Raw genomic sequence first — 20,847 nt, forward strand, 5'->3', positions numbered from 1 at the left:
TCAATTTCCTCCCACGCGGCGCGAGTGGGTAATCGGGATTTCCAATCTTTCCGCAATACGCACGAGATCGGCGAGCGATGCCGCCGCCATTTTCTGCATAACGTTCCTTCTATGGATTTGCAGCGTGACTTCGCTGATCCCCAGCTCAGCCGCCGCCTGTTTGTTGAGAAGGCCGCTCACGACGAGCGGCAACACCTCACGCTCTCGTGGCGTCAGTTCGAGGTAGCGTTGTCTCAGCATACTGAGTTCGGCGCGTTCCGATCTCTTTTCCCGATCCTGGGCGATCGCGGCGTGGATGGCTGCCATCAGATCGGCGTCGCTGAAAGGCTTGGTCAGGAAGTCCACGGCGCCGTGTTTGATCGCACGTACCGACGATGGAATGTCGCCGTGCCCCGTAATGAAGACGATCGGCGGATGATCTCCCTCTGCGATCTGCCCCTGCAGATCGAGGCCGTTGATATCAGGCAGCTCGATATCGAGGATGAGGCAGGCCGGGAAATCGGGTTTGTCCGCGCTCACATAATCGCCGGCCGATCCGAACGCGATGGCGCGCATGCCATGCGAGTCGAGCAGATCGCCGAGCGCCTCCCGAATGCGTTCATCATCGTCCACGATGAAGACAATATGATCATCAGTCGTCATTGCGCTGCCTTCATTTCAACCGGCAGGGTGAAGATGAATGTCGCCCCACTCGGTTCATTCTTTTCGGTCCACAATCGTCCGCCGTGTAACTCGACGATCGAGCGGCAGATCGCCAGCCCCATGCCCATGCCGTTTGCTTTTGTCGTGAAGAACGGTTCGAATATTCTCTCGGGAAATTCGATGCCCTGGCCGTGATCGCTGATTTCGGTCCGGACGACATCGCCCATGTGGCGCACGCGCATCCCGACCACTCGCTCGCCTGCAATGGAGTCCATCGCGTCCATGCCGTTGCGAATGAGATTGATCAGAACCTGCTGGATCTGAACGCGATCGATTGCGATGAGCGGAAGGCTGCCGTCAATCTTCACGTCCATCCGAACGCGATGCCGCAACGCTTCGTCGGCCATGAGGTTGCGCGCTTCGTTGATGACGCTCGCGAATGCCGTATAAATCCTCGTATCTATGGATTGCTTGAACAAGGCGCGTATACGGCTGACGACGTCAGCAGCCGAGTTGGCGTCGCGGATGATGCGCTCTACCGTTTTTTCCGCCCGCTCGATATTGGGCGGTTCGGCCATGAGCCAGCGCTGGCAGGCGTGCGAGTTTGCCACGACGGCCGCCAAGGGCTGGTTTACCTCGTGCGCAATGGAAGCCGAAAGCTCGGCAAGGCTTGCTGCTTGGCTCGCGCGCGCGAGGCCCTCTCGTGCCCGCTGCAGCTCTTCCTGTGCGCGAACCTCGCCGTCGATATCGATGCAGATGACATTCCACTGCACGATGGCGCCTTCGGGATTGCGCATCGGTGCGGCGCGTGTCTCGATCCAGCGATATTCGCCATCGAACCGCCGCAGGCGATGCCTGCGCGCATACGGTTCGCCGGTGGATAAGGAATGGGCATAATTCTCCTTGACGCCCTGGAGGTCATCGGGATGAACGCCGGCATCGAGTGTGCCGGCCAGCCGGGATTTTCCAGTTCCGTCCAGGTCTTCAAGCTTATAACCAAGGAAATCACGGAGCTGGGGATTGCGATAGACCGGCTCCCCATCGGGTGCCGCACAATCGATCATCGCGGGCAGCGTTTCGACGAGCTGCCAGAGCGAGCGCTCTCGCGTGCGCAATTCCTCCTCGATGCGCAGTTGATCATCAATATCATGCGAGAGACCGTACCATTGGATGATTTTTCCGCTTTGATCGCGCAGCGGCTCCGCGCGGCCCGACATCCAGCGATAAACTCCGTCGGCACGACGCAGGCGATAGTTCAGGGAAAAGGTCTCGCCGGTGGCGAGCGAACGGTCGAGCGCCTCCGACAGTCGCGCCGCATCATCGGGATGGACGAGAGACGCTATCGCGGCGGCGAGGCCACTCATTGTCAGCCCCTCATAAGCCCGGCTGTCCAAACCGAAAAACTCGATGGTGCGTTTGCTGAAGTAAACCGGCTCGCCGGTTGGACTTAACCGCCAGAGCAGGCTTGGAACCATGTCGGCGAGCTGAGAGAACTCCCGCTCCCGGTTGCGCAATGCCTCCTCGGCCTTCTTGCGCTCAGTGATATCGATAAAGCCAACCAGGCTCTTGTCGGCCACGGCGCCGGGGCGGGCGGTTGTGAAAAGGACGTCGATGACGCTGCCGTCCATTCGGGCCACCTTGGTCTCTTCCTGAAAGATCTCCTCACCGCGATAACGCGCCTCGATGGAACGGCGTATGGTGGCAATGCCCGGCTGCCAGTACCGGGTAATCGGCCCCCGCATCTCCCCGGTATCCTTTGCGCCGAACATCTCGATGATATGCCGGTTGACTTCTTCAACCTCCAGCGCTTCCAAGGCGCGCGGCAGGAATTCGGGGTGCTCGTCTATATAGGTTCTGAGTTCCGTGACGCCCTGTGCCCGCAACTCCTTGAACAGGGGTATCAACTTGCCGGCATCCACTTGGGCCAGCCCGATCGGCATATAGTGGAACAGGTCTCGGTAGCGGCGCTCGCTTTGCCGCAAGGCTTCCTGCGCGGTCACGAGGTCATCGATATCGAGGCAGACGCCATACCATTCCACGATCCGCCCCTCCGGATCGCGTAGCGGCTCTGCGCGCCCCTCGGTCCAGCGATAGGCTCCGTCGGAGCGATGCTGACGATACTTCATTGCAAAAGGGGTACCCATCTCGAACGAGTGTGCGAGTGCCTGCTTCACTGCCTGTCTGTCTTCCGGGTAGACATCGGCCAGCGACAGCGATCCGTCCGGCGCGACCAAGTCTTCCAGAGTGACCCCAACCGTATCCATGAGCCGCTTGTTGATGTAGGATGGCACTCCTTCAGGCGTCGCGCTCCAGATCAGAGCGGGTACGGCGTCGATGAGCTGCCGCAACTGCCGTTCACTTTCGCGCAATGCGTTCTGCGCACGCACTTCATCGTCGATGTCGATGGAGATTGCGAACCACTGCACAATCGCTCCGCTTTGATCCCGCAGCGGCTCCCAGCGGCCATCCACCCATCGGTAAGCGCCGTCCGCGCGGCGCATGCGATATTTCATCGAATAGGGCTCACCGGTGGCGAGGGAGTGGCGGACAGTCTCCAATAGGCGGGCCGAATCTTCGGGATGGACGAGAGTCGTAATGGCTGCCGCCAGCCGGCTCATGTTAGGCTTCTCCAATTGCGCTATGTCGTCCAAACCGAAGAAATCGAGCAAGCGCTTGTTGAAGAAGGTCGGCTCGCCTTCTGGTGTCAGACGTCTGATCTGGACGGGCACCATGTTCACGAGCTGCGAAAGCTCGTTTTCGCGCTCACGCAATGCCTCAACGCTTTGGCGTAATGTGGCCACCGCAAGCTGGTGCTGTCGCGATATGGCGGCCACGATGAGCGCTGAACATGCCGAGATGGCCAGAAAAAGCTGCAGCATGATCTGGTTGTGCTTCTGAGACCCGGGATCACCGACAAATTGGCCGGCGCCGGATATCGTGAATAGCGCCGTGATCAGGGCAAGAAGTGTCAGGGTCACGGCGGCGCCTTTGAATTCGAAACGCACCGCGGCCCAAAGAAGAGGGGGCATGACAATGTAGCTGAAGGGCAAGGCGCCGCTCAAGGAAAGGGCGGCGACACCGAGAAAGATCAGCCCCAGGAGGCAGGCTTCCAGCCATCGCGCGGGCGAGAGCTGGGCCTCACCGCGCCAGTTCTGGAACACGACCAACGCCAGCGGCGCTACGATCAAGACCCCGGTGGCATCCCCGATCCACCATAAGGGCCACGCCGTCGTGAAGGATTGCGATTGCATGTCGAACCAGGCAAGCGTCGCACTTCCGATCGTGGCACTTACGATCGGCGCGATGACAGCGGCAAAGACGACGAATGAGAGAACTTCCTGCAAGGTTTCCAGCCGAACCGGACGGCCACAGGTCCGATTCACAAGCCATGCGCCGACCACCGCCTCAAGAGCATTGCCGGCATAGATCAGGAAGGCCGCGGGCAGCGGACTTTGGAACCAAAGGTTGCTGAACAATTCAGCCAGACACCCCGCCACTATCCACCACGGCCAACTTTGCCTGGGGGCGAGGACAAGCGTGGCGATGAAAAGCCCGCTCGGAGGCCAAATGGAAATACCGGTTCCAGGGACGATTGCGAGCGATTGAGCGAATCCGCAGCCCAAGACATAAGCCGCGATAAAAAGCCCTAAGTGCAGGAATTGAGGGCGGTACGACCAGACGCGCATCATAGGCTGCTCCTGCGGGGCAAAGAAAGCCTGGGATCGTCAGCGTTTCGAGCGGCTTCTTCTCGATATCGGCACTGGCGAACCCATGCCGCACAGTAGTCTCGTGACAACAGCGCTGCAACTTATGGAAATCCATGTATTGATGGACACGTAGCGGCTTTGCTGCTCGCCAACACGCCGCATCTGGCGGAATGTGTGTCGAGAGCGGCTTGTCAAATAATATGAAGCCGCCATCTTTATTTTAGTGCCCATCGCCAGTCTCGCTTGCCTTTCAGGCTGGTGAAATCTGGTTAAGCAATCCGACGTTCATCTGAGGACGAGAACGTCAACATGCGAATACTTCTAACCAGGGAAAGATTTCCTCGATGATGTTGGAAGACCTGTATCGCTTACTGAGAAGCAGCCACGTCCAAGCTCAAGGTGTCGTCGATACGATGACCCAGCCGGTGGTCGTCTTGGATCAGGGGTTTTGCGTGGTGACTGCCAACAACGCTTTCATCCGCACCTTTAAAGTCGAGCGGGATGACATCTTAGGGCGTAGTTTCTTTGATCTAGGCAATGGCCAATGGGCCATTGAAGAGCTTCGGCAACTCATAGCTTCGGTAATTCCCAAGGCATCTGCCGTGATTGGATTTGAGGTGACGCACGACTTTCCTGCGATCGGTCGGCGGACTTTCCTCATCGATGCTCGGCGCCTCGTTCATCCCGACGACAACAGCACCAACGTCCTCGTTCTTTTCGACGATGTTACCGAGCGCCAGCGCCACGAGGCCGAGCAAAACTTCATCATCTCCGAAACTCGACATCGGATGAAGAACCTGTTTGCGGTCGTGCGCGCGATCGCGATGCAAACGGAGACCGAAGGCCGGACCGCAGAGGAGTATCGCGATGCTTTCCTTGGACGGCTGGATGTCACCTTACGCGCCCAGGAGCTCGTTTCAAACAAGGGAACGGCTGATCTTGCCGTTTTGCTGAAAACTACAATCAGCGAAATTGGCGTGGATCGGCTTCATTTTGAGGGGCCGACAGTGCAACTATCGAGTTCAAAGGTCCTTCCGATCAGCATGATGATCCATGAGCTGGCCACCAACGCGGTAAAATACGGCGCCTTGTCCGTTCCTGAAGGCGAAATCCATGTGAAGTGGTCGCTGGAAGCCGGGCCAAAAGAACGAAAATACCTGAAATGCGAGTGGCGGGAAGAGAAAGGCCCGGGCTTGGCACCGCCGACACGCAAAGGCTATGGAACGGAATTGATCGAGGGTACTGCTGCCCATTTGGGCGGCGAGGTGGAGCTTGCCTATGGCGGTCGTGGTTTGACTGCAACGATCAAACTCCCTGTGTGAGGATGTGATGAGCGGACATGAGAGAGAGAGAGAGAGAGAGAGAGGATGTACGCGGGAACCTCGTCCTCATAGTCGAAGACGAGTTCTTCATAGCGATGGAACTGAGGGAAGCGTTGATCGAGGGAGGTTTTCGCGTGCTCGGACCGGTCGGCTCGGTCGAGGATGCCCTCGATCTCCTGCAAGACGAACGTCCGGATGCAGCAGTCCTGGATGTCAATCTTGACGATGAAAAGGTGACACCAGTCGCAATTCTATTGAAGTCGCTGGGCGTGCCCTTCGTCCTCGCGAGCGCATGCGAAAAGTCCGAACTGGCCCAGAATGCAATCCTTGCCAATGCTGTCAACGTGGGAAAGCCGACCGATATGAAAGGCCTGCTCGGTGTGATCCAGGCTCTCACGATGTAGGCCTGCAGCCGAATGCCGTCACGCATCGCTCCGGGGATGCGGCCGCCTATTCACCCCAGCCAATATCTCGGCCCTGGCCCCTTGCGTCCCGCCACATCGGCAGGGTTGGCGAGGCTGCATCGGTCGATCGACAGGCAGCCGCAGCCGATGCATTCGGTAAGCCCCGACCGCAGCCGCTGCAGCTCGGCAATGCGCTCATCGATGCGCTTTGCCCATTCGCCCGATAACTCCGACCAATCCCGACGCGATGGCATACGGTCGGCCGGCAGCTTGTCGAGTTCCGCGCCGATCTCCTCAAGCGTCAGCCCGATCCGCTGCGCAAAGATGATGAAGGCGATCCGGCGCAATATGGATCGGTGATAGCGCCTGTGCCCCGAGCCGGCGCGCTCTGAGGCAATCAGCCCGCGCTCCTCGTAGAAACGCAAGGCAGATGAGGCAACGCCGCTGCGCCGCGATACGTCGGTGATGGTGAGCATCGGATCCATGCATAGACAAGAGCACGATTCCCGCTTGACTTCAAGTTAACTTGAACTTGTAGTAGTTGTTGGTACCCATTGAAGGAGCACCAGCAATGCAGATGAATATCGATCTTCAGGGACTTCGCGTGGCGATCACGGGCGGCACGTCGGGGTTGGGACTGGCCCTCGTGCGCCAGCTTGCGGCGAAGGGGGCGCGTGTCGCCTTCGTCGCTCGCACGGCAGCGAATGTCGAACGCATCGCAGCCGAGACGGGCGCGCACGGCATCGTGGCCGACATCGGCAAGAAGGGCGATATCTATCCGGCCGCGATGCAGGTCACCGCCAGCCTGGACGGGGTCGATGTCCTGATCAACAATGCGTCGAGCCTCGGCCCTGTCCCACTGGCGCTTCTGGCCGATACCCAGTGCGAGGAGCTGGAGGCGGCGCTTGCGGTCAATCTCCTTGGTGCGTTCCGGCTGACGAAGGCGCTGTTCGGCGCGCTTGCCGCGTCCGCACGCGAGGGCCGCGGCTCACTGGTGATCAACATTTCCAGCGATGCGGCGGTCAACGCCTATCCCGGCTGGGGAGCGTATGGGGCGAGCAAGGCCGCTCTTGCCCATCTGACGGCGATTTGGGACGAGGAAGCGAAGCCCCACGGTATAAGGTTTCTCGCGCTTGACCCTGGCGATATGGACACCCCGCTTCACGCACAGGCACTTCCCGACGCCGATCCGTCGACCTTGAAGGCTCCCGAGCTCGCCGCTGCCGAGATCATCGAGAAGATGCTCACCGCGTTGCCGGCCCGTGCCGCGCTTATAGCGGGAGGACAAGCATGATCGCCGATGACCAATCCGACCGCCACTCCGCCAAGCTGCTTGTCATCGAGGCGGATGGCACGATGCGCGACATGCCGCGCAGCAAGCTCGCGGCGCTGTTCAATCCCGGCGATCTTGTTGTCGCCAATGATGCCGCGACCTTGCCTGCCAGTTTGCATGGAACCCATGCGCCAAGCGGGAAGGCGATCGAGGTCCGCCTCGCCGGCTGGCTATCACCTCCCGATCCCACTCGCTTCGTGGCAATCGCCTTCGGCTCGGGCGATCATCGGGCACGCACGGAAGACCGGCCGGCACCGCCGCCGCTGTCGCCGGGCGATCAGCTGCGGCTCGGCCCGCTCGAGGTCGTCATAGAGCGCCTTCTCGACCATCCTCGCCTTCTTGAACTGCGTTTCCTCAGCAACCAAGCGGCGGTGTTTGCCGGTCTGGCGCAGCATGGCCGGCCGATCCAATATGCGCATGTTCCCGAACCGTTGGCGCTGTGGGATGTTTGGACGAAGATTGCGGTCCGGCCGTTCGCGTTCGAGGCGCCGTCGGCAGGCTTTGCGCTCGACTGGCGTACGCTTCAGGCCTGGCGCCGGCGCAACATCGGGTTCGCGTCGCTGACGCATGCTGCCGGTATTTCCTCGACCGGCGATCCCGCACTCGACTCACGTCTTCCCTTCGACGAGCCTTACAGCATCCCCGAGCGCACCGCAGAGCAGATCGCGCGGGCGAAGCTCCAAGGCAGGCGCACCATCGCGATCGGCACGAGCGTCGTGCGCGCCCTCGAGGCGGCCGCCCGTCCCGATGGCACCGTTCGCGCCGGAAATGGCGTTGCTACAGGGCGCATCGCCCAGGGCACACCGCTCCGCGTGGTCGATACGATTTTGACGGGCGTCCACCAGCCCGGCGAAAGCCATTTCGAGCTTCTGCGCGCCTTTGCCGATGATGCCCTGCTCGCAAAGGCCTCCGCAGTGCTTACCGTGGGGCGGTATCGCACGCATGAATTCGGTGATTCCGTGCTGTATAATTTATCAACCGCCGCTGCGGCCGGCTCGGACCGAACCTGACCGAAGCGCTCACGACGAAGCCCGGGGAGATCGCCATGATCCTCGGGCATTCCTGCTGTAAAACGATGTTCAGCGCCAGAACTTCTTCGCGTCCAGCACCTCGTCAAGCGAAACCTGCGCGTCGTCTATCAGAGCATCCTTGTCCGCATGGGAAATAATGCTGTCGGCAGCCGGATGGTTGGTCAGACCATGCTTGCTCAGTACGTTGGGCCCGGTTGCAAGATCGTTCAGCAATCCAAGATGGTCCTGAAGCCTCCCCATTGCGCCGATAAAACGCCGGTGAAGGCGCACGCCGCGCTTGTTGTCGAACAGTGACCCGAAGAACTCGGCCGCATAGCGCAGCTTCTTCGCGTCCTTGCGAGCCTCGTGGCGTTGACGATCGTCGACCTTGGCGAGCGCCTGCCCGTGCTTCTTCAGCTTCTTGCGCATTCGGTTGAGCGCCATTTCGGCAAACTCCAACGCCGACAGGCCCCGCACGTCCTCAGTCTCGGGAAGCGAAAGATATTCGCCGCACCGAAGCCATTCGTTAAAATCCAGCATGAGCGCGCGGGCACGACTGGAGTTCAATCCCTCAACCACGTCGTCGTATGCAGCCTCCCGGGCATCCGTCAGCCGGCCCCGCAGGTCTGGGTCCGTCGCCTTTGTCAGCAGCACATCCAGATTGCGCGCCTCTCCGAGGACTCCGGCCAGCCAGCGCAGCTCGTCCTTCAGTCGTTGCGGCTCATCGCCCGGAAGCATTCGCTTGAACAGCGAGAAGTCGGAGCGCAGGCGACGCAGCCCTACGCGGGCCTGGTGCAGCGTTTCAGCATTTCGCTGCCGTAGCAGAACGTCCTCGTTCAAACGAAATTGCCGGAAGCACGAGGCGGCAATTGTTTGAAAGGCATCGGATGCGTGCATATTCTGATCGAGGCGAATGTCCTCCGCCTTGAAAACGGACTTCTGCTGCTCGATCAGCGCGAAGCCCCTTTCCGCCTTGGAGCGAACGCCAAAACGAATGGGCGCGACCGCTTCGATCTTGCGTGCGAATACGAATAGGTCCTTCTGATTGCCATCCTTCAGCTCAAGCTCGGCTTCCCGCACGGCGGTGTTCCGGTCACCAGAGACGACCGATCCCTGGTCGATGACCACCTCAATCAGGGAACCGTTTTCCTTCACGGTCCAAACGCGCCTCTCGATTTCCACGTTGAAGGCAGGCGACACAGCAAGTTCCTCACCGAACTCGGTTTTGAGCGGATTGGAATCGTCGACGACCGGCTTGTCCCCTTCGATGGGCGTCTCCCATTCCGAACGGGCAAAAAGAGATTGGCTCTGGCCCACCGCTTTCACGGTCTGGACATGAACATCGCCGGTCTGACGGACACGGAGGGTGAACCCGTTCTGAAAAAGCTTGTGATCGTCGGTGTCAAAATAGGTTGAAGTTTGTTTCAGGACCTTTTCAGGGTTGGTAAGGGGGGTGAACCGCGACAGCCGTTTTGCGGCCTCCGTGGAAAGCTCAAGCTTCAGTTCGACTTCGGGTGACATCGAAGACCTCCGGCGCGTACGCGTATTAGACTACCCCATAAGACATTATAACGCCTCAAGGGTCTGATGGTTCGGTCCAATCACCCCCTATGAAACAATAATGATGTCAGCCTGCGACATGGGTTTGCGGATGCCTGCGCGAGAGGTCGCTTCGGCGGTATGGGCTCGCCTCGCCACTATCATCTTCGCCGGCGGCGCAGATAAAATTCGCGTCTCATTCGGCCCCGGCACTCCATTCCCGGTAGGCCAGATGGAGCTTCGCTCCGATCGTGGTCAGCGGCTGCGGCGGCAGCGCAACCGGTGCTGCCAGGCGATTATAGACACGGCCGAGTTCGGACTCGTGCCCGAGCACGCGCTCGGCCGCGGCGATGCCGGCAGCGGTCGAATTCGACGCGCCTAGTCCGTTGCAGCCGCAGGCTGCGAAGACACCTCGTTCGATTTCTCCGAAGGCCGGGACATGGTTGCGCGTCAGCGCCATCGCGCCTCCCCAGCGGTACTGCATGCCGACGCCGGCAAGCGTGGGGAAACGATGTGAGAACTTGCCGTCATGCAGGCGGCCGGCGCTGCGGATCGCGGCATCGCTGATCTCAATGCTCGGATTATAGCTATAGCGCGAACGTATCAGAATGCGGTCGCCGCCGCGGGTATTGATGCGCCGCACCGTCGTTCCCATCGGCAGCGCAGGCGTCGCCGCCCACTTTCTTTCTCCGCCCAGCCTAGCCGGATCGAATTCCTCCGTCAGCGATGCATAGGTGAAGACATGAAGGAGGCGCCCGCGGAAAAAGCCGAAGCTCTCCGCATGGCCGTTATTGGCCATGATGATCTTGCCCGCCTGCACCGAGCCCTTCGGCGTTTTCACTAGCCAGCCGCCGCCGAAGCGCTCGAAGGAAAGAGCAGGTGTCTGCTCGAAAAGCCTCACCGGCTCTTTAAGACAGTCGGCCACTCCGCGGATATAAGCGGCCGGCTGGATGATGATCGTGCCGGGCGAGAACAGGCCGGAGGTGAAGGCCTTCGATCCCGTCACCGCTTCGATCTCGCTGGCTTTGAGGAGCCGATGGGCTTCGCCCATTTTCGAAAGCTGCAGCGAATAGGCTTCGAGATGCTTGTCGCCTTCGGCGCTCATCGCGACGCTGTAGCGGCCGCAGGGATCGAACAGCTCCTGTCCCCAGCCGTTCTCTGCAGCGAGTTTGGTCGCGAGCGCGATTGCCGAACGCTGCAGGAGCACGGAGTCGCGGAACTTGCCCTCCGACTCGCCGCTGAAATCGTTCGAGGAGACCTCGTGCGGAAGATCGATGATGAAGCCGGAATTGGCGCCGGCCGGACCTTCGCCGACGATACCCGCTTCGAGAACAGCCACCCGGACGGTCGGGTCGAGCTGCGAGAGACGATGCGCCGCGGAGAGACCGGCAAAACCGCCGCCGATGATCGCGACGTCGACGTTGATCGCTTCGCCCAAGGCCGGGCGCGGCGTGCGCGGCGGAAGTGTCGCCACCCATCCCGACACGCCCGCGCGCTTGGGAAGCTTCGATGCGACGAAGACGTTCTTTGCGGCCTGGGTCACGGTCAAATCGCTTCCCGCTCTATGAGAGCTTCGAGGGAGCGGCGGAGAGCGGGAAGCTTTTCCGGAGCGAGCGCACGCAGCGGCTTACGCGGCACTCCCGCCCCGTAACCGGTCAGTTCGGCGGCCGCATAGACGGACTGCACGTAGTCTCCCTCCCAGATCAGCCCCATGGACGGCTCCAGGATCTTCCAGAGCTCACGGACCTCGTCCCATCTGCGCTTCGATGCTGCCTCGACGAGCGCGACCGAGGTTCGTGGAGCGAAGTTCGCACCACCCCAGATCAAACCGTCACATCCCGCATAAAGCGCATAGGGAACGAGAGGGTCGGCGCCGTTCATCACGAACCGGCCGGAACGGATGAGCGCCGCCTGCTTTCCAAGATCGCCGCTGCTGTCCTTGACGGCACAGAATCCGGGAATTTCGTTCAGCTTCTCCAGAAGTTCGGGCGTGATCGCAACACCGACCGCCTGCGGTACGTTGTAACCGATGACCGGCAGACCCGCCTTCGCAACCTCGCTGTAGAAATCGAGGATTCCCTGATCGTCCGTCGGTCCTTCGAAGAAAGGTGGAAGAACCATGACGCCTTCGGCACCGGCATCACGGGCGCGCACCGTGCGCTCGACTACGTCCTCCGCCAGGAGGGCCGATGTCTGAGCGATCACCTTCGCCCGACCGTTGACGATACGCGCACCGCGCCTGACGAGCTCCTCCGATTCCTCCTTGGAAAGATAGACATGCATGCCGGTGCCGGAGCTGAACAGGAAGCTCCTGACGCCGGCTGCGAGATAGCGCTCGACATTGTGTTCGAGACGCCCGTAGTCGATGCGGCCGGCATCGTCGAAGGGAGTGGCGATGGCAAGGTTTAGGCCTGGAAATTGAAAGTTAGACATTCTTGTCATGTCCCCCGAGGTTAGGTGAAAGGTCGAGGCATTTGGCAGGCAACAAAGGGCTCGTCTTTACCCGGCTATGTTCCTGCTTGCTTGGAAGTTCGCTCATCGGCCTCTCCAGCGATGGTTTTGGTTTGTTCTTCGAGATGCCGTCCTAGAGGGTCGGCGTTTCCATACCCTCGGGGGCCGCATACATGGCCATGTTTCGACGAGAGAGTTCGATGTGCAGGCGCGCCAGCTCGGCCGAGGCATCGGCGTCGTGTCGTTCGATGGCCTCGATCATTTCGTCATGCTGCCGGGATGCAAGCTCCAGTTCTTCCTGCATGCGCGGCGTGTTCGGATGCTTGTAGAAGATCTTCCCGATACGGGCGTGGTCGATCTGCAGGCGCCGGAGACTGGGAACGAGATAGACGTTGTGCGCCATCTCGCCTATCTGTCGGTGGAACTGGTCGTTATAGAAGACGCGACCCTCGGCGTCGCAATTGTCGACCGCCTTCTGAAAGGTCCGCTGAATCTGCTTCAGAGCGTCGAGTTCTGCCCGAGTACGGTTCTCGGCCGCCAGTCTATTCGCGGTGATGTAGATCATCGGCGCCATCAGAAAGTAGTCCCGTAGCGACTGGTAGCTCATCGAGCTGACCCGAGCGGCTCGGTTCGCTTCCAGCTCGATGTAACCTTCGCCAGCCATCTGGCGCATCAGCTCCCGAACCGGCGGGCGGGATAGGCCGAACTCCTCGCTCAGCGCCACTTCGTCCAGAACTGAGCCAGGCGGCAATTCCATGGTGAGGATCCGTCTGCGCAGGGCAAGACTAAGGCTGGCCTTGCGGTCGGGGCTCGCGATGTCGGTCGTCATATCATCGTCGCTCATGTCATTATCCTTTTAGAAGACATTAAGTAGACATAAGATAGACGTCAAGTCTTTCATGGAAATTGCGGCGTCTTTCGCAGCGGTCTGTGCCGCCTGACACGCGAGATTTCAGGATTAGAAAGTGTGGACTTGGATCGCTGCCCACATCCGGCCGGGCAGTCGGCCGCGGCCCGCCAAAGCATCTTCGGGAACGGAAGGTGCTTTGGCAGCCGACGTCCATGGCCGCCCCATAATTGATGCCTTGGTGTGCGTAAGAAGGCGCGCCCCCACGCTTCAGACGGATCCTCTGGCAACCGAACGACAGAGGTAGCGATGCCGGCGTCACCTAAAGCGACTGATTTACCGCTCTATGACGAGATCACTCAGAGGCTTGGAGCAGCAGGGAAGAAACAGCCCCGCGTCGATCTCGCGCTGGCGGATACCACCATTGTGTTTCATATCCACGGAGCCCGACACCAGCTTCGACTTGCAGGTGCCGCAGACGCCGTTGGCGCAGGAGGAGGGAATCCTTATGCCGGCTTTCTTAGCGCAGCTCAGCACCGTCTGCTCGTCGGCTACCTCGATCTTGCGAGCCTGCTTCGAGAATTCGACCTGATATACCTTTCCAACCGGCACTTCCGGCGCGGCGATTTCATTTTCGTCGATTACCGCGGCGTCGAAGCTCTCCTCAATATAGCTCGACAACGGTACTCCGAGACCCCCGGCGATCGTGCGGGCTGCGGCCATGAAGGGCGCGGGGCCGCAGCACATCACGGTCCGTTCGGCAATGTCCGGAACGGCAAGCTTCATGAATTCGGCGGAGATCCGGCCCGTCAGGCCGGACCAGGACGGCTCTCCGGTCACGACCTCAGGAAGGAAATGCAGCCTGACGGTCTTCATCCTTACGGCAAGGTTCGAAAGCTCTTCACGAAAGATGAGATCCCGTGGGGTGCGGGCCGCGTGCATGAAGACGATATCGGTGGGGCGGCATGTGTCGCCGAAATCCCGGAGGATGGACATGACCGGGGTGATGCCCGAGCCGCCGGAGAGAAGCAGGAACTTCCGGGCTGCGCTGGGGCGGACGAAGTGCCCCAGCGGCCCCTGCGCTTTGACGGTGGTTCCGACCGCCATGTTGTCGTGAAGCCAGTTCGAAACCTTGCCGTTCGCAACCCGCTTCACCGTCACGGTGAACGCGTTCGTCCGCTGCGGCGAGGACGAGATGCTGTAACAGCGGCTTTCGGTCTCCGCACCCATGGCAAAGTCGAAAAGAAAGTACTGACCCGCCTGGAAGGCGAAATGCTTTCCCTCGGAAGACGCGAACGTGAAACTTTTCACGTCATGCGTCTCCTGATGAACGTCGAGGCACACGAGTGTGTCATCGCGCTCGATATCCCAGAACTCCGCCCTCTGCGGAGCCAACGAAGTCTGCATCGCGTTAGTATCCATTTGCGCGCATCCGATCGATGTACCAGGTTGCGAATTTGTCGAGGGTGGTCTCCGAGAAGCGCGAGTAGGGGCCGGGAAGATAGGCCGGATCAAGAGCGCCTGCATGCGCCCTGCCTACGAGTTCGGAGTCCTGATCGGTCGTTGCGACCCAGACGTCGGTCAGCTTTTGCAGATCGTAGTCCACACCCTCGACGGCATCCTTGTGAACCAGCCATTTGGTGCGAACCAGCGTCTTTCCGGCCGAAAGCGGAATGACGATAGACACAACGGCGTGGTCGCCCATGAAGTGGTTCCAGCTATTGTGACCCCAAAGATGGGTGTCGCCGAGATCCTTTCGCGTCATGCTGCCGAGCGGCTTCGAGCACGCAGCCGTCGCGTCGGGCGTCTGGGATTCGCCGGCGCCGGCGATGATGAGGCGCTGGGTTCTGAAGTTGGTGGCGCAGTCCACGAGCTGTTCAACGGCGGCGGACGGAAAACCGTCTGCTTCCCAGCTTTTGGTGCGTTCGGCATAGAGCGCTTCGTGCTGCCTGGCCTCCTCCAGATCTTCCGGGCTCAGCGCCTCCGGATCGAAGCCGAAGTCGAGATCGACGAACGACACGCACAGTTCCGGATGGTTGGCGGAGCAGTGATAGCACTCGCGATTGTTTTCCATCGTGAGCTTCCAGTTGCCGTTCTCAATGACGTCGGTCTGGTAGGCGACCTTCGCATTGCGGATATCGTATGGAGCCAAGCGCTCGGTCATAACCTGCTCGAGCCGGTCGATGTCTTCGGGAGGATTGTCGGAAAGGCAGGCGTAGATCAGTCCGCCGATCGACTTGAAGTTCACCGGTCGGAGGCTCTTGCAGCTCTTGTCGAAGTCGATGCCCATATGGGGCGCGTGCGCTAGCGTGCCGTCGAGCTCATAGGTCCATTGATGGTAGGGACAGACCAGCTTCGAAATGACCGTCGATCCTGCGTCCAGGATACGGGCGCCGCGATGGCGGCAGACGTTGTGGACGACGCGGATCTGGTTGTCGTCGTCACGCAGAATGATCAGGCTGCTGTTGCCGATGTCGACGACCGTAGCGTCGCCCGGTTCCGGAACGTCGCAGTCGAGGCCGATGCAGATCCAATGCTTCCTGAAAAAGACATCGAGGTCAGCCTCGAAGACATCGTCTCTAATGTAGAGTCCGGCGGGAAGCGAATGACCGTCGGCGCGGCTGTCGAGCAGCGAGGAAATCGACGAAGCGAATGTCTGTAGCATGAACTGACCTCATGAATTGGATGTCCAATTCTTCGCCCAACTGGCCGACCCTTCAACGGCATAAATTTGCTGCTTTCGCATAACTTATAGTAATGTCAAAAGGAGCGACGGTACGTCGTCGTGAGAGCTCACGATGCAGGGCTCTTGCAATTCATTGAGTGGCTTAAAAACGGAGGCTGCGGGCCTGGGACCAGATGACACGGATCTGCGGGAGATAGCGGCTCTGTCAGAGATTCCCGTAGGCGCGAGATGCCGAGAGCTGATCTTCCGGCCTATTTGTAAGTGATCTTGTCGCTGGCTCTTGGACGATTGAAGAAATAGCGGTCGAAGCTATAGCCGTCCGTGCCGGTAAAAGTAGCAAAGAAGGCCGAGACGGGGGTTGTAAATGTATATTTCACCCGCGTCAGCACGACCTGCACGCCGTCTTCCTGTATCTGCGACGGTATGTCGACTGAGCTTGCCACGCCGGAGCTAAGGGCGGACGTATTGAACGCGGCAGACCAGTTGACCGTCGCGCTGCCAGTGCTGCTGATATCGTTCACTGAGACCGTGATCGTCAGCCCTGTGGTGTCATAAGGCTGCAGGATGAAGCTCGCGCCGGTAAGAAGCTTCGCGACGTCGGACTGTGTCCAGGTGCCCTGCTGCGAAATCATATCGCCCGTGGTGGAGGCGATCTCGTCTATTTTCCGGCTGACCGTGAGCGCATGGCCGAGATCGACGGCGCCAAACAGGAGAGCTGTCAGGAGCGGCAACAGGAGAGCGAATTCCACGCCTGAAGCACCCGACCGATCGCGTGCCAGATAACGAACAGAGAATTTGGTCAGCCGGCAAAAGGACAGGTTCCGTTTCGGGATCATATTAGAAAGGCTCGTTGCGGAACAGAACGGAAGATCCGAGCAGATAGCGGCCATCGGAAAGCTCAGCGCTCGACAAGGTGAGAAAATTGACGACGGCGGTCCAGGGCAGAAACGCCTGCACGAGGATGTAATCGCTGCCCTTGCCGATATTATAAGTCTCGGTGACGGTGAGATTGCCGCTGCTGTCGATGGGATCGGTGCTAGCGACGGTCGATATGTCGGAAAGTACGTCGACCTTTACCAAAAGATTATCGGAGCATTCGAACGACAGGAGCATGTCGTTACAAATTTTGGCTTTGAAATCGGCCAATGTGAGGTTCGAGGATGCCACCTCGCCGGTACGGATCATTCGCGAGATCTTCTGCACCGAAGCGTCCAGCGCAGAGTTCACGAAAAACATCAGCGACACTTCGATGGTCGCAAATATGAACGTAAACAGCGGTATGGCCAGGATCGCGAATTCGATCGCGGCGACGCCGTGGCGATCGGCGAGGAAGCGGCGCAGGAGTGCAAACGGTTTCGCTCGCCTCATTGGGTCAGCCGAACGGATGAGAGATATTGCGTAAAGAGCGCTGACAAACCCGTCGTGATGTCCGTCGACGACGAGGCAGAAATGAACAGGCTCTTGGAAGATGCGCAGTCGGCAAGCGCATAGGGGATATAGTCGCGTCTCGTGATGCTTGTCGATACGCCGCTATCCATGGTGCCGCCCCAAGTGCTCTTCCATTTGGCGCTCGCCATGGTCGAGCCGACGGTTGCGTTATAGCCCCAGTCCGTGGTGATCGGCAGATATTCGGTATAGAGAACCGCCATGGTGGCGGATTGGTTCTTGATATAGTCGCACCAATCCGGATTCAGTGGCGCCACCTTGTTCCAGTATGACCCGGAAATGGCCTTGTTATTCTTCCATGTCACTCCGTCGGTTACCCATTCGCGCTGCGACTGAACGCCGTCCGTCAGCAGGAGAACCAGTTTGAGCGGTTTGGCCGAGGAGGTGCCGTCCCCACCGGTACCGACCATCTTCTTCAGCGCCGTCAAGGCTACGTCAAAATAGGTGTAGGTCGTCGACGTTGCGCTTGTGAGTCCGTAACTGTCATCGGACAAGCGTTTGCGCGCGGTCGTGGTATCCAGGGTGGGAGCCAGAACTTCCGTGGCCGTGTCACCCAAGCTGTATAGGCCGACTTTGATACGTGTATGATTGCTGTCGGACTCGTCAATCATATCGAGCACTTCGCTGACGGCATCCACGGCAACGTCGGCGCGCAGCTTTATCTTCTTCGCGGTGCTATAGACATAGTTGTTGGCGTAGTACGTGCCGCTGACTGTATGTGCATCGCCCGTGTGGCAGGCGAACTGGCACCCGATGCCGGAGTACATGGTCTGCTGACCTGCAGTCGTTGCCGCCAGAAGCATCGAAGGGGATTTGTCGATGACGACGTACACGTTGAGATAGGACGTGGCCGGCCCTTTGACGGCACTTGATACGCTGACGGGAACGGTAGTGATATTCGCGAGCTGCATCAAAGTCGTCGGAACGGTGCCGCTTGCCGTCGCCGTTATGCGATGGTTAGTCGTATCGATTTCGATGTCGCCAAGCGTATAGCTGCTTTCTACCTGCGCATGGAACCAGTCGGAAACCTTTTCCTTGAGAGCGTCAGTGTCTTCGGTGTCGATCTGTTTGACGGCGGCGATCAAGGCCGCGTCAAGATCGCTCTGCATGCTCTGCCTGACATTGTAGGCCCGGATATAGTCGAAACTCGCTCCGACAGCGAGGAGCATGGGCACCATGGCGAGGGCAGTGACGATGGCGACGTTGCCGCCTCTGTCCTTTCGCAGACGGCGAAGGATTTTAAAGAGCCGACTAAGTGAATATGAAAAATCCGAGCTCAAAAACCACCATCACTTATTTCATAAAAATAGTGATGACGATAACGTGTCGAAGAAGGTTAACCCTCTGTGCATTCTTACGTGTTCCGGAGGCAAGCGCCGCCGTCAACCGGATATTCCTTTCGCTTATTGTATATGTCTGCGTATTCTGGATATTAGTATGATAATTCCGGGCGTCCTAAAGTGAGGTGCCGGAAGTGGTGAAACGGTCGTTTTGTGCCGCTTTTCCAGGAGCAGGATAGGGGTTGCGATCGCATGCCCTCTAGATGGTCTTCATCCGAAGGACCGCATTGTTGCGGCCCTTCGGCTTTTTGCTTCAAGCCCGCGCCGCGGTCCTTGCCGGCACGACGGCGTTGATCACCACCGCTACGGCGATGTTTGCCGCAAGAGCAAGCAGGCCGGTATAGATGGTGAACGGTTCTCCGCCGAGGCTGATCAGGTGCAGCGGCTTCCAGCCGGCATCCCAGACGAGGAAGGTGCCGCCGATGAAGCCGACGAACCAGCCAGCAAGCAGGCCCGGCGCACGGAACCAATTGGTGTAGAGGCCGAAGACCAGGGCAGGAAGCGTCTGCAGGATCCAGATGCCGCCCAGCAATTGCAGGTCGAGCGCGAACTGCGTCGGCAGGAAGATGATGACCAGCAGGGCACCCACCTTAACCACGAGCGAGGTCAGTTTGGCGACCTTGGCTTCGCCCGCGCTGCTTACCTCCGGATTGACATAGGCCTTCCAGAAATTGCGGGTGAAAAGGTTTGCCGCGCCAATGCTCATCACCGCCGCCGGAACCAGGGCACCGATCGCAATCGCCGCGAAGGCGAAGCCGGAGAACCAGCCCGAAAACAGCGTCTTGAAAAGCGCCGGCACGACATCATTGGGGCTTTCGAGCTTCAGGCCAGCGGCATGGCCCATATAGCCGAGCAGGGCAAGAAGACCCAGCAGCAGCGTATAGGCTGGCAGCAAGACGGCATTCTTGCGGATCGTCTTGCCGCTGTTCGAGGCGAAGATGCCCGTCAAAGTATGCGGGTACATGAAGGCTGCAAGCGCCGAGCCCAAGGCGAGCGTTGCATAGGCGACATACTGGTTGCCGCCAAGGAGTAGATTGCCGGATCCCTTGGCCTGGAATGCGGCATCGGCTGCAGCGAATACGTTGGCATAGCCGCCGAGCTTTGAGGGAATGAGTGCCACAGCAGTGATCACCACGATGTAGATCATGATGTCCTTGACGAAGGCGATCAAAGCCGGAGCGCGCAGACCCGCCGAATAGGTGTAGAGCGCCAGCACAATAAAGGCGATCGCCAATGGCAGTTCGCCATGCAGGCCGAGGGCCTTCAGGACCGTGGTCATGCCGACGAGCTGCAGCGCGATATAGGGCATGGTGGCGATGACGCCGGTCGCCGCCACGGCGAGTTCGAGTGCGCGCGAACCATACTGGCCATGCACGACGTCACCGGCGGTCACGTAGCCGAAATCCCTTGCCCGTTTCCAGAGAACCGGCATCACCATGAAGACGAAGGGATAAACGACGATCGTATAGGGCAGAGCGAAGAAGCCATAAGCGCCGACCGTGTAGACCAGTGCCGGGACGGCAATCACCGTATAGGCCGTATAGAAATCGCCACCAACCAGGAACCAGGTGATCCAGGTGCCGAAGCTGCGGCCGCCGAGGCCCCATTCGTCGATATGAGCAAGTGTGGCTGGTTTGCGCCAGCGGGACGCGACGAAGCCCAAGATCGTTACGAGCGCGAAAAAGAAGAGGAAGACGGCGAGCGCCGTGCTGTCGATCTCAGTCGTCATGGCGCGTGCTCCGATAGGCGATAAAGGTCAGCGCCGCGGTAATCGGCACCCAGAGAAGCTGGTACCAATAGAAGAAGGGAAAACCGAACAAGGCCGGCTCGCGCATGTTATAGAGGGATGGCCAGAGCAGGCCGATGTAAGGAATGACGAGCAGCCAAAGCGCTGCCTTGCTCCGTGATTTTTCCATGTCAGATACCTTCCGGGCGCCACACGTGGCGGCAAGTTGCGGTTGTCAGCGTGGAAGGCGAGCCTGTCAGTCGCCAGCCGAGGCCAGCTTGGCTCGTGCCGTTGCAACAGGTTCCCCGGTTGAACGGCAGCAGACTTAATGCATTTGAATTCCTCCCAACGGCTCGCCCTGAAGCCAGCCGCAGTAAAGTCCTATGGTGGCGAT

Annotated in this window: 18 protein-coding genes; 4 read left to right on the plus strand and 14 right to left on the minus strand. The window is 59.6% G+C overall.

What is annotated here, in order from left to right:
- Nucleotides 1-642 (minus strand): response regulator, encoded by a 642-nt coding sequence (locus tag QA648_RS21045; protein WP_283053418.1) that lies wholly within the window; start codon nucleotides 640-642, stop codon nucleotides 1-3.
- Complete coding sequence (locus QA648_RS21050) at nucleotides 639-4,331, minus strand: PAS domain-containing protein (RefSeq protein ID WP_283053419.1); 3,693 nt, start codon at nucleotides 4,329-4,331, stop codon at nucleotides 639-641. Before QA648_RS21050 ends, QA648_RS21045 begins: the two co-directional genes overlap by 4 nt.
- Nucleotides 4,332-4,693: 362 nt before the next feature.
- Here QA648_RS21050 and QA648_RS21055 point away from each other — a divergent pair, with 362 nt between their 5' ends.
- Entirely contained in the window at nucleotides 4,694-5,671 is a 978-nt protein-coding gene (locus QA648_RS21055; RefSeq protein ID WP_283053421.1) for an HWE histidine kinase domain-containing protein, read from the plus strand.
- Nucleotides 5,672-5,688: 17 nt separating this feature from the next.
- A complete protein-coding gene (locus QA648_RS21060) occupies nucleotides 5,689-6,075 on the plus strand; it encodes a response regulator (protein WP_283053422.1) in 387 nt (128 codons plus the stop codon).
- Nucleotides 6,076-6,125: 50 nt separating this feature from the next.
- On the opposite strand, the gene soxR is transcribed toward QA648_RS21060, so the two are convergent.
- On the minus strand, nucleotides 6,126-6,560 hold the full coding sequence (gene soxR / locus QA648_RS21065; RefSeq protein WP_104826265.1) for a redox-sensitive transcriptional activator SoxR: 435 nt from the start codon (nucleotides 6,558-6,560) through the stop codon (nucleotides 6,126-6,128).
- Between the two features lie 86 nt (nucleotides 6,561-6,646).
- Between soxR and QA648_RS21070 the strand changes: the two genes are divergently transcribed.
- Entirely contained in the window at nucleotides 6,647-7,369 is a 723-nt protein-coding gene (locus QA648_RS21070) for an SDR family oxidoreductase (RefSeq protein ID WP_283053424.1), read from the plus strand.
- Nucleotides 7,366-8,418: an S-adenosylmethionine:tRNA ribosyltransferase-isomerase gene (locus QA648_RS21075; RefSeq protein WP_283053425.1), complete on the plus strand. Its 1,053-nt coding sequence runs from the start codon at nucleotides 7,366-7,368 to the stop codon at nucleotides 8,416-8,418. Before QA648_RS21070 ends, QA648_RS21075 begins: the two co-directional genes overlap by 4 nt.
- Nucleotides 8,419-8,487: 69 nt before the next feature.
- Here the strand turns inward: QA648_RS21075 and QA648_RS21080 are convergent, their stop codons facing one another.
- The 11 genes from QA648_RS21080 to QA648_RS21130 all read right to left on the minus strand — a co-directional run bounded on the left by QA648_RS21080 (nucleotide 8,488) and on the right by QA648_RS21130 (nucleotide 20,643).
- Nucleotides 8,488-9,939 (minus strand): CHAD domain-containing protein, encoded by a 1,452-nt coding sequence (locus QA648_RS21080; protein ID WP_283053426.1) that lies wholly within the window; start codon nucleotides 9,937-9,939, stop codon nucleotides 8,488-8,490.
- A 214-nt stretch (nucleotides 9,940-10,153) separates the two neighbouring features.
- Nucleotides 10,154-11,500, minus strand: coding sequence for an FAD-binding oxidoreductase (locus QA648_RS21085; RefSeq protein ID WP_283054335.1), 1,347 nt, complete (start codon nucleotides 11,498-11,500; stop codon nucleotides 10,154-10,156).
- Nucleotides 11,501-11,502: 2 nt separating this feature from the next.
- The gene (locus QA648_RS21090) at nucleotides 11,503-12,390 is read right to left on the minus strand and encodes a dihydrodipicolinate synthase family protein (RefSeq protein WP_283053427.1); all 888 of its coding nucleotides are present in this window, start codon (nucleotides 12,388-12,390) and stop codon (nucleotides 11,503-11,505) included.
- Between the two features lie 151 nt (nucleotides 12,391-12,541).
- Nucleotides 12,542-13,237, minus strand: coding sequence for a GntR family transcriptional regulator (locus QA648_RS21095; protein ID WP_260305287.1), 696 nt, complete (start codon nucleotides 13,235-13,237; stop codon nucleotides 12,542-12,544).
- 354 nt (nucleotides 13,238-13,591) lie between these two features.
- Complete coding sequence (locus tag QA648_RS21100) at nucleotides 13,592-14,677, minus strand: hybrid-cluster NAD(P)-dependent oxidoreductase (RefSeq protein ID WP_283053429.1); 1,086 nt, start codon at nucleotides 14,675-14,677, stop codon at nucleotides 13,592-13,594.
- Nucleotides 14,667-15,920, minus strand: a complete 1,254-nt coding sequence (locus QA648_RS21105; protein ID WP_283053431.1) for an aromatic ring-hydroxylating dioxygenase subunit alpha — start codon at nucleotides 15,918-15,920, stop codon at nucleotides 14,667-14,669. The genes QA648_RS21100 and QA648_RS21105 overlap by 11 nt, the downstream gene beginning before the upstream one ends.
- A gap of 272 nt (nucleotides 15,921-16,192) precedes the next feature.
- Complete coding sequence (locus tag QA648_RS21110; RefSeq protein WP_283053433.1) at nucleotides 16,193-16,777, minus strand: TadE/TadG family type IV pilus assembly protein; 585 nt, start codon at nucleotides 16,775-16,777, stop codon at nucleotides 16,193-16,195.
- A gap of 1 nt (nucleotide 16,778) precedes the next feature.
- Entirely contained in the window at nucleotides 16,779-17,309 is a 531-nt protein-coding gene (locus QA648_RS21115) for a TadE/TadG family type IV pilus assembly protein (protein ID WP_283053435.1), read from the minus strand.
- Complete coding sequence (locus QA648_RS21120; protein ID WP_283053438.1) at nucleotides 17,306-18,667, minus strand: TadE/TadG family type IV pilus assembly protein; 1,362 nt, start codon at nucleotides 18,665-18,667, stop codon at nucleotides 17,306-17,308. Before QA648_RS21120 ends, QA648_RS21115 begins: the two co-directional genes overlap by 4 nt.
- A 313-nt stretch (nucleotides 18,668-18,980) precedes the next feature.
- Nucleotides 18,981-20,456, minus strand: a complete 1,476-nt coding sequence (locus QA648_RS21125; RefSeq protein ID WP_283053440.1) for a sodium:solute symporter family protein — start codon at nucleotides 20,454-20,456, stop codon at nucleotides 18,981-18,983.
- Entirely contained in the window at nucleotides 20,446-20,643 is a 198-nt protein-coding gene (locus QA648_RS21130; RefSeq protein WP_260304815.1) for a DUF3311 domain-containing protein, read from the minus strand. Before QA648_RS21130 ends, QA648_RS21125 begins: the two co-directional genes overlap by 11 nt.
- Nucleotides 20,644-20,847 lie beyond the last annotated feature (204 nt).

It is taken from the genome of Rhizobium sp. CB3171 (genome assembly GCF_029714265.1).
GTDB lineage: Bacteria > Pseudomonadota > Alphaproteobacteria > Rhizobiales > Rhizobiaceae > Rhizobium.

Bases quoted from the DNA above. Each gene is read 5' to 3' on its own strand.
- QA648_RS21045 (WP_283053418.1), bottom strand. From the start codon at position 642: ATGACGACTGATGATCATATTGTCTTCATCGTGGACGATGATGAACGC.
- QA648_RS21050 (WP_283053419.1), bottom strand. From the start codon at position 4,331: ATGATGCGCGTCTGGTCGTACCGCCCTCAATTCCTGCACTTAGGGCTT.
- QA648_RS21055 (WP_283053421.1), top strand. From the start codon at position 4,694: ATGATGTTGGAAGACCTGTATCGCTTACTGAGAAGCAGCCACGTCCAA.
- QA648_RS21060 (WP_283053422.1), top strand. From the start codon at position 5,689: ATGAGAGAGAGAGAGAGAGAGAGAGAGGATGTACGCGGGAACCTCGTC.
- soxR (WP_104826265.1), bottom strand. From the start codon at position 6,560: ATGGATCCGATGCTCACCATCACCGACGTATCGCGGCGCAGCGGCGTT.
- QA648_RS21070 (WP_283053424.1), top strand. From the start codon at position 6,647: ATGCAGATGAATATCGATCTTCAGGGACTTCGCGTGGCGATCACGGGC.
- QA648_RS21075 (WP_283053425.1), top strand. From the start codon at position 7,366: ATGATCGCCGATGACCAATCCGACCGCCACTCCGCCAAGCTGCTTGTC.
- QA648_RS21080 (WP_283053426.1), bottom strand. From the start codon at position 9,939: ATGTCACCCGAAGTCGAACTGAAGCTTGAGCTTTCCACGGAGGCCGCA.
- QA648_RS21090 (WP_283053427.1), bottom strand. From the start codon at position 12,390: ATGTCTAACTTTCAATTTCCAGGCCTAAACCTTGCCATCGCCACTCCC.
- QA648_RS21095 (WP_260305287.1), bottom strand. From the start codon at position 13,237: ATGACGACCGACATCGCGAGCCCCGACCGCAAGGCCAGCCTTAGTCTT.
- QA648_RS21100 (WP_283053429.1), bottom strand. From the start codon at position 14,677: ATGGATACTAACGCGATGCAGACTTCGTTGGCTCCGCAGAGGGCGGAG.
- QA648_RS21105 (WP_283053431.1), bottom strand. From the start codon at position 15,920: ATGCTACAGACATTCGCTTCGTCGATTTCCTCGCTGCTCGACAGCCGC.
- QA648_RS21110 (WP_283053433.1), bottom strand. From the start codon at position 16,777: ATGATCCCGAAACGGAACCTGTCCTTTTGCCGGCTGACCAAATTCTCT.
- QA648_RS21115 (WP_283053435.1), bottom strand. From the start codon at position 17,309: ATGAGGCGAGCGAAACCGTTTGCACTCCTGCGCCGCTTCCTCGCCGAT.
- QA648_RS21125 (WP_283053440.1), bottom strand. From the start codon at position 20,456: ATGACGACTGAGATCGACAGCACGGCGCTCGCCGTCTTCCTCTTCTTT.
- QA648_RS21130 (WP_260304815.1), bottom strand. From the start codon at position 20,643: ATGGAAAAATCACGGAGCAAGGCAGCGCTTTGGCTGCTCGTCATTCCT.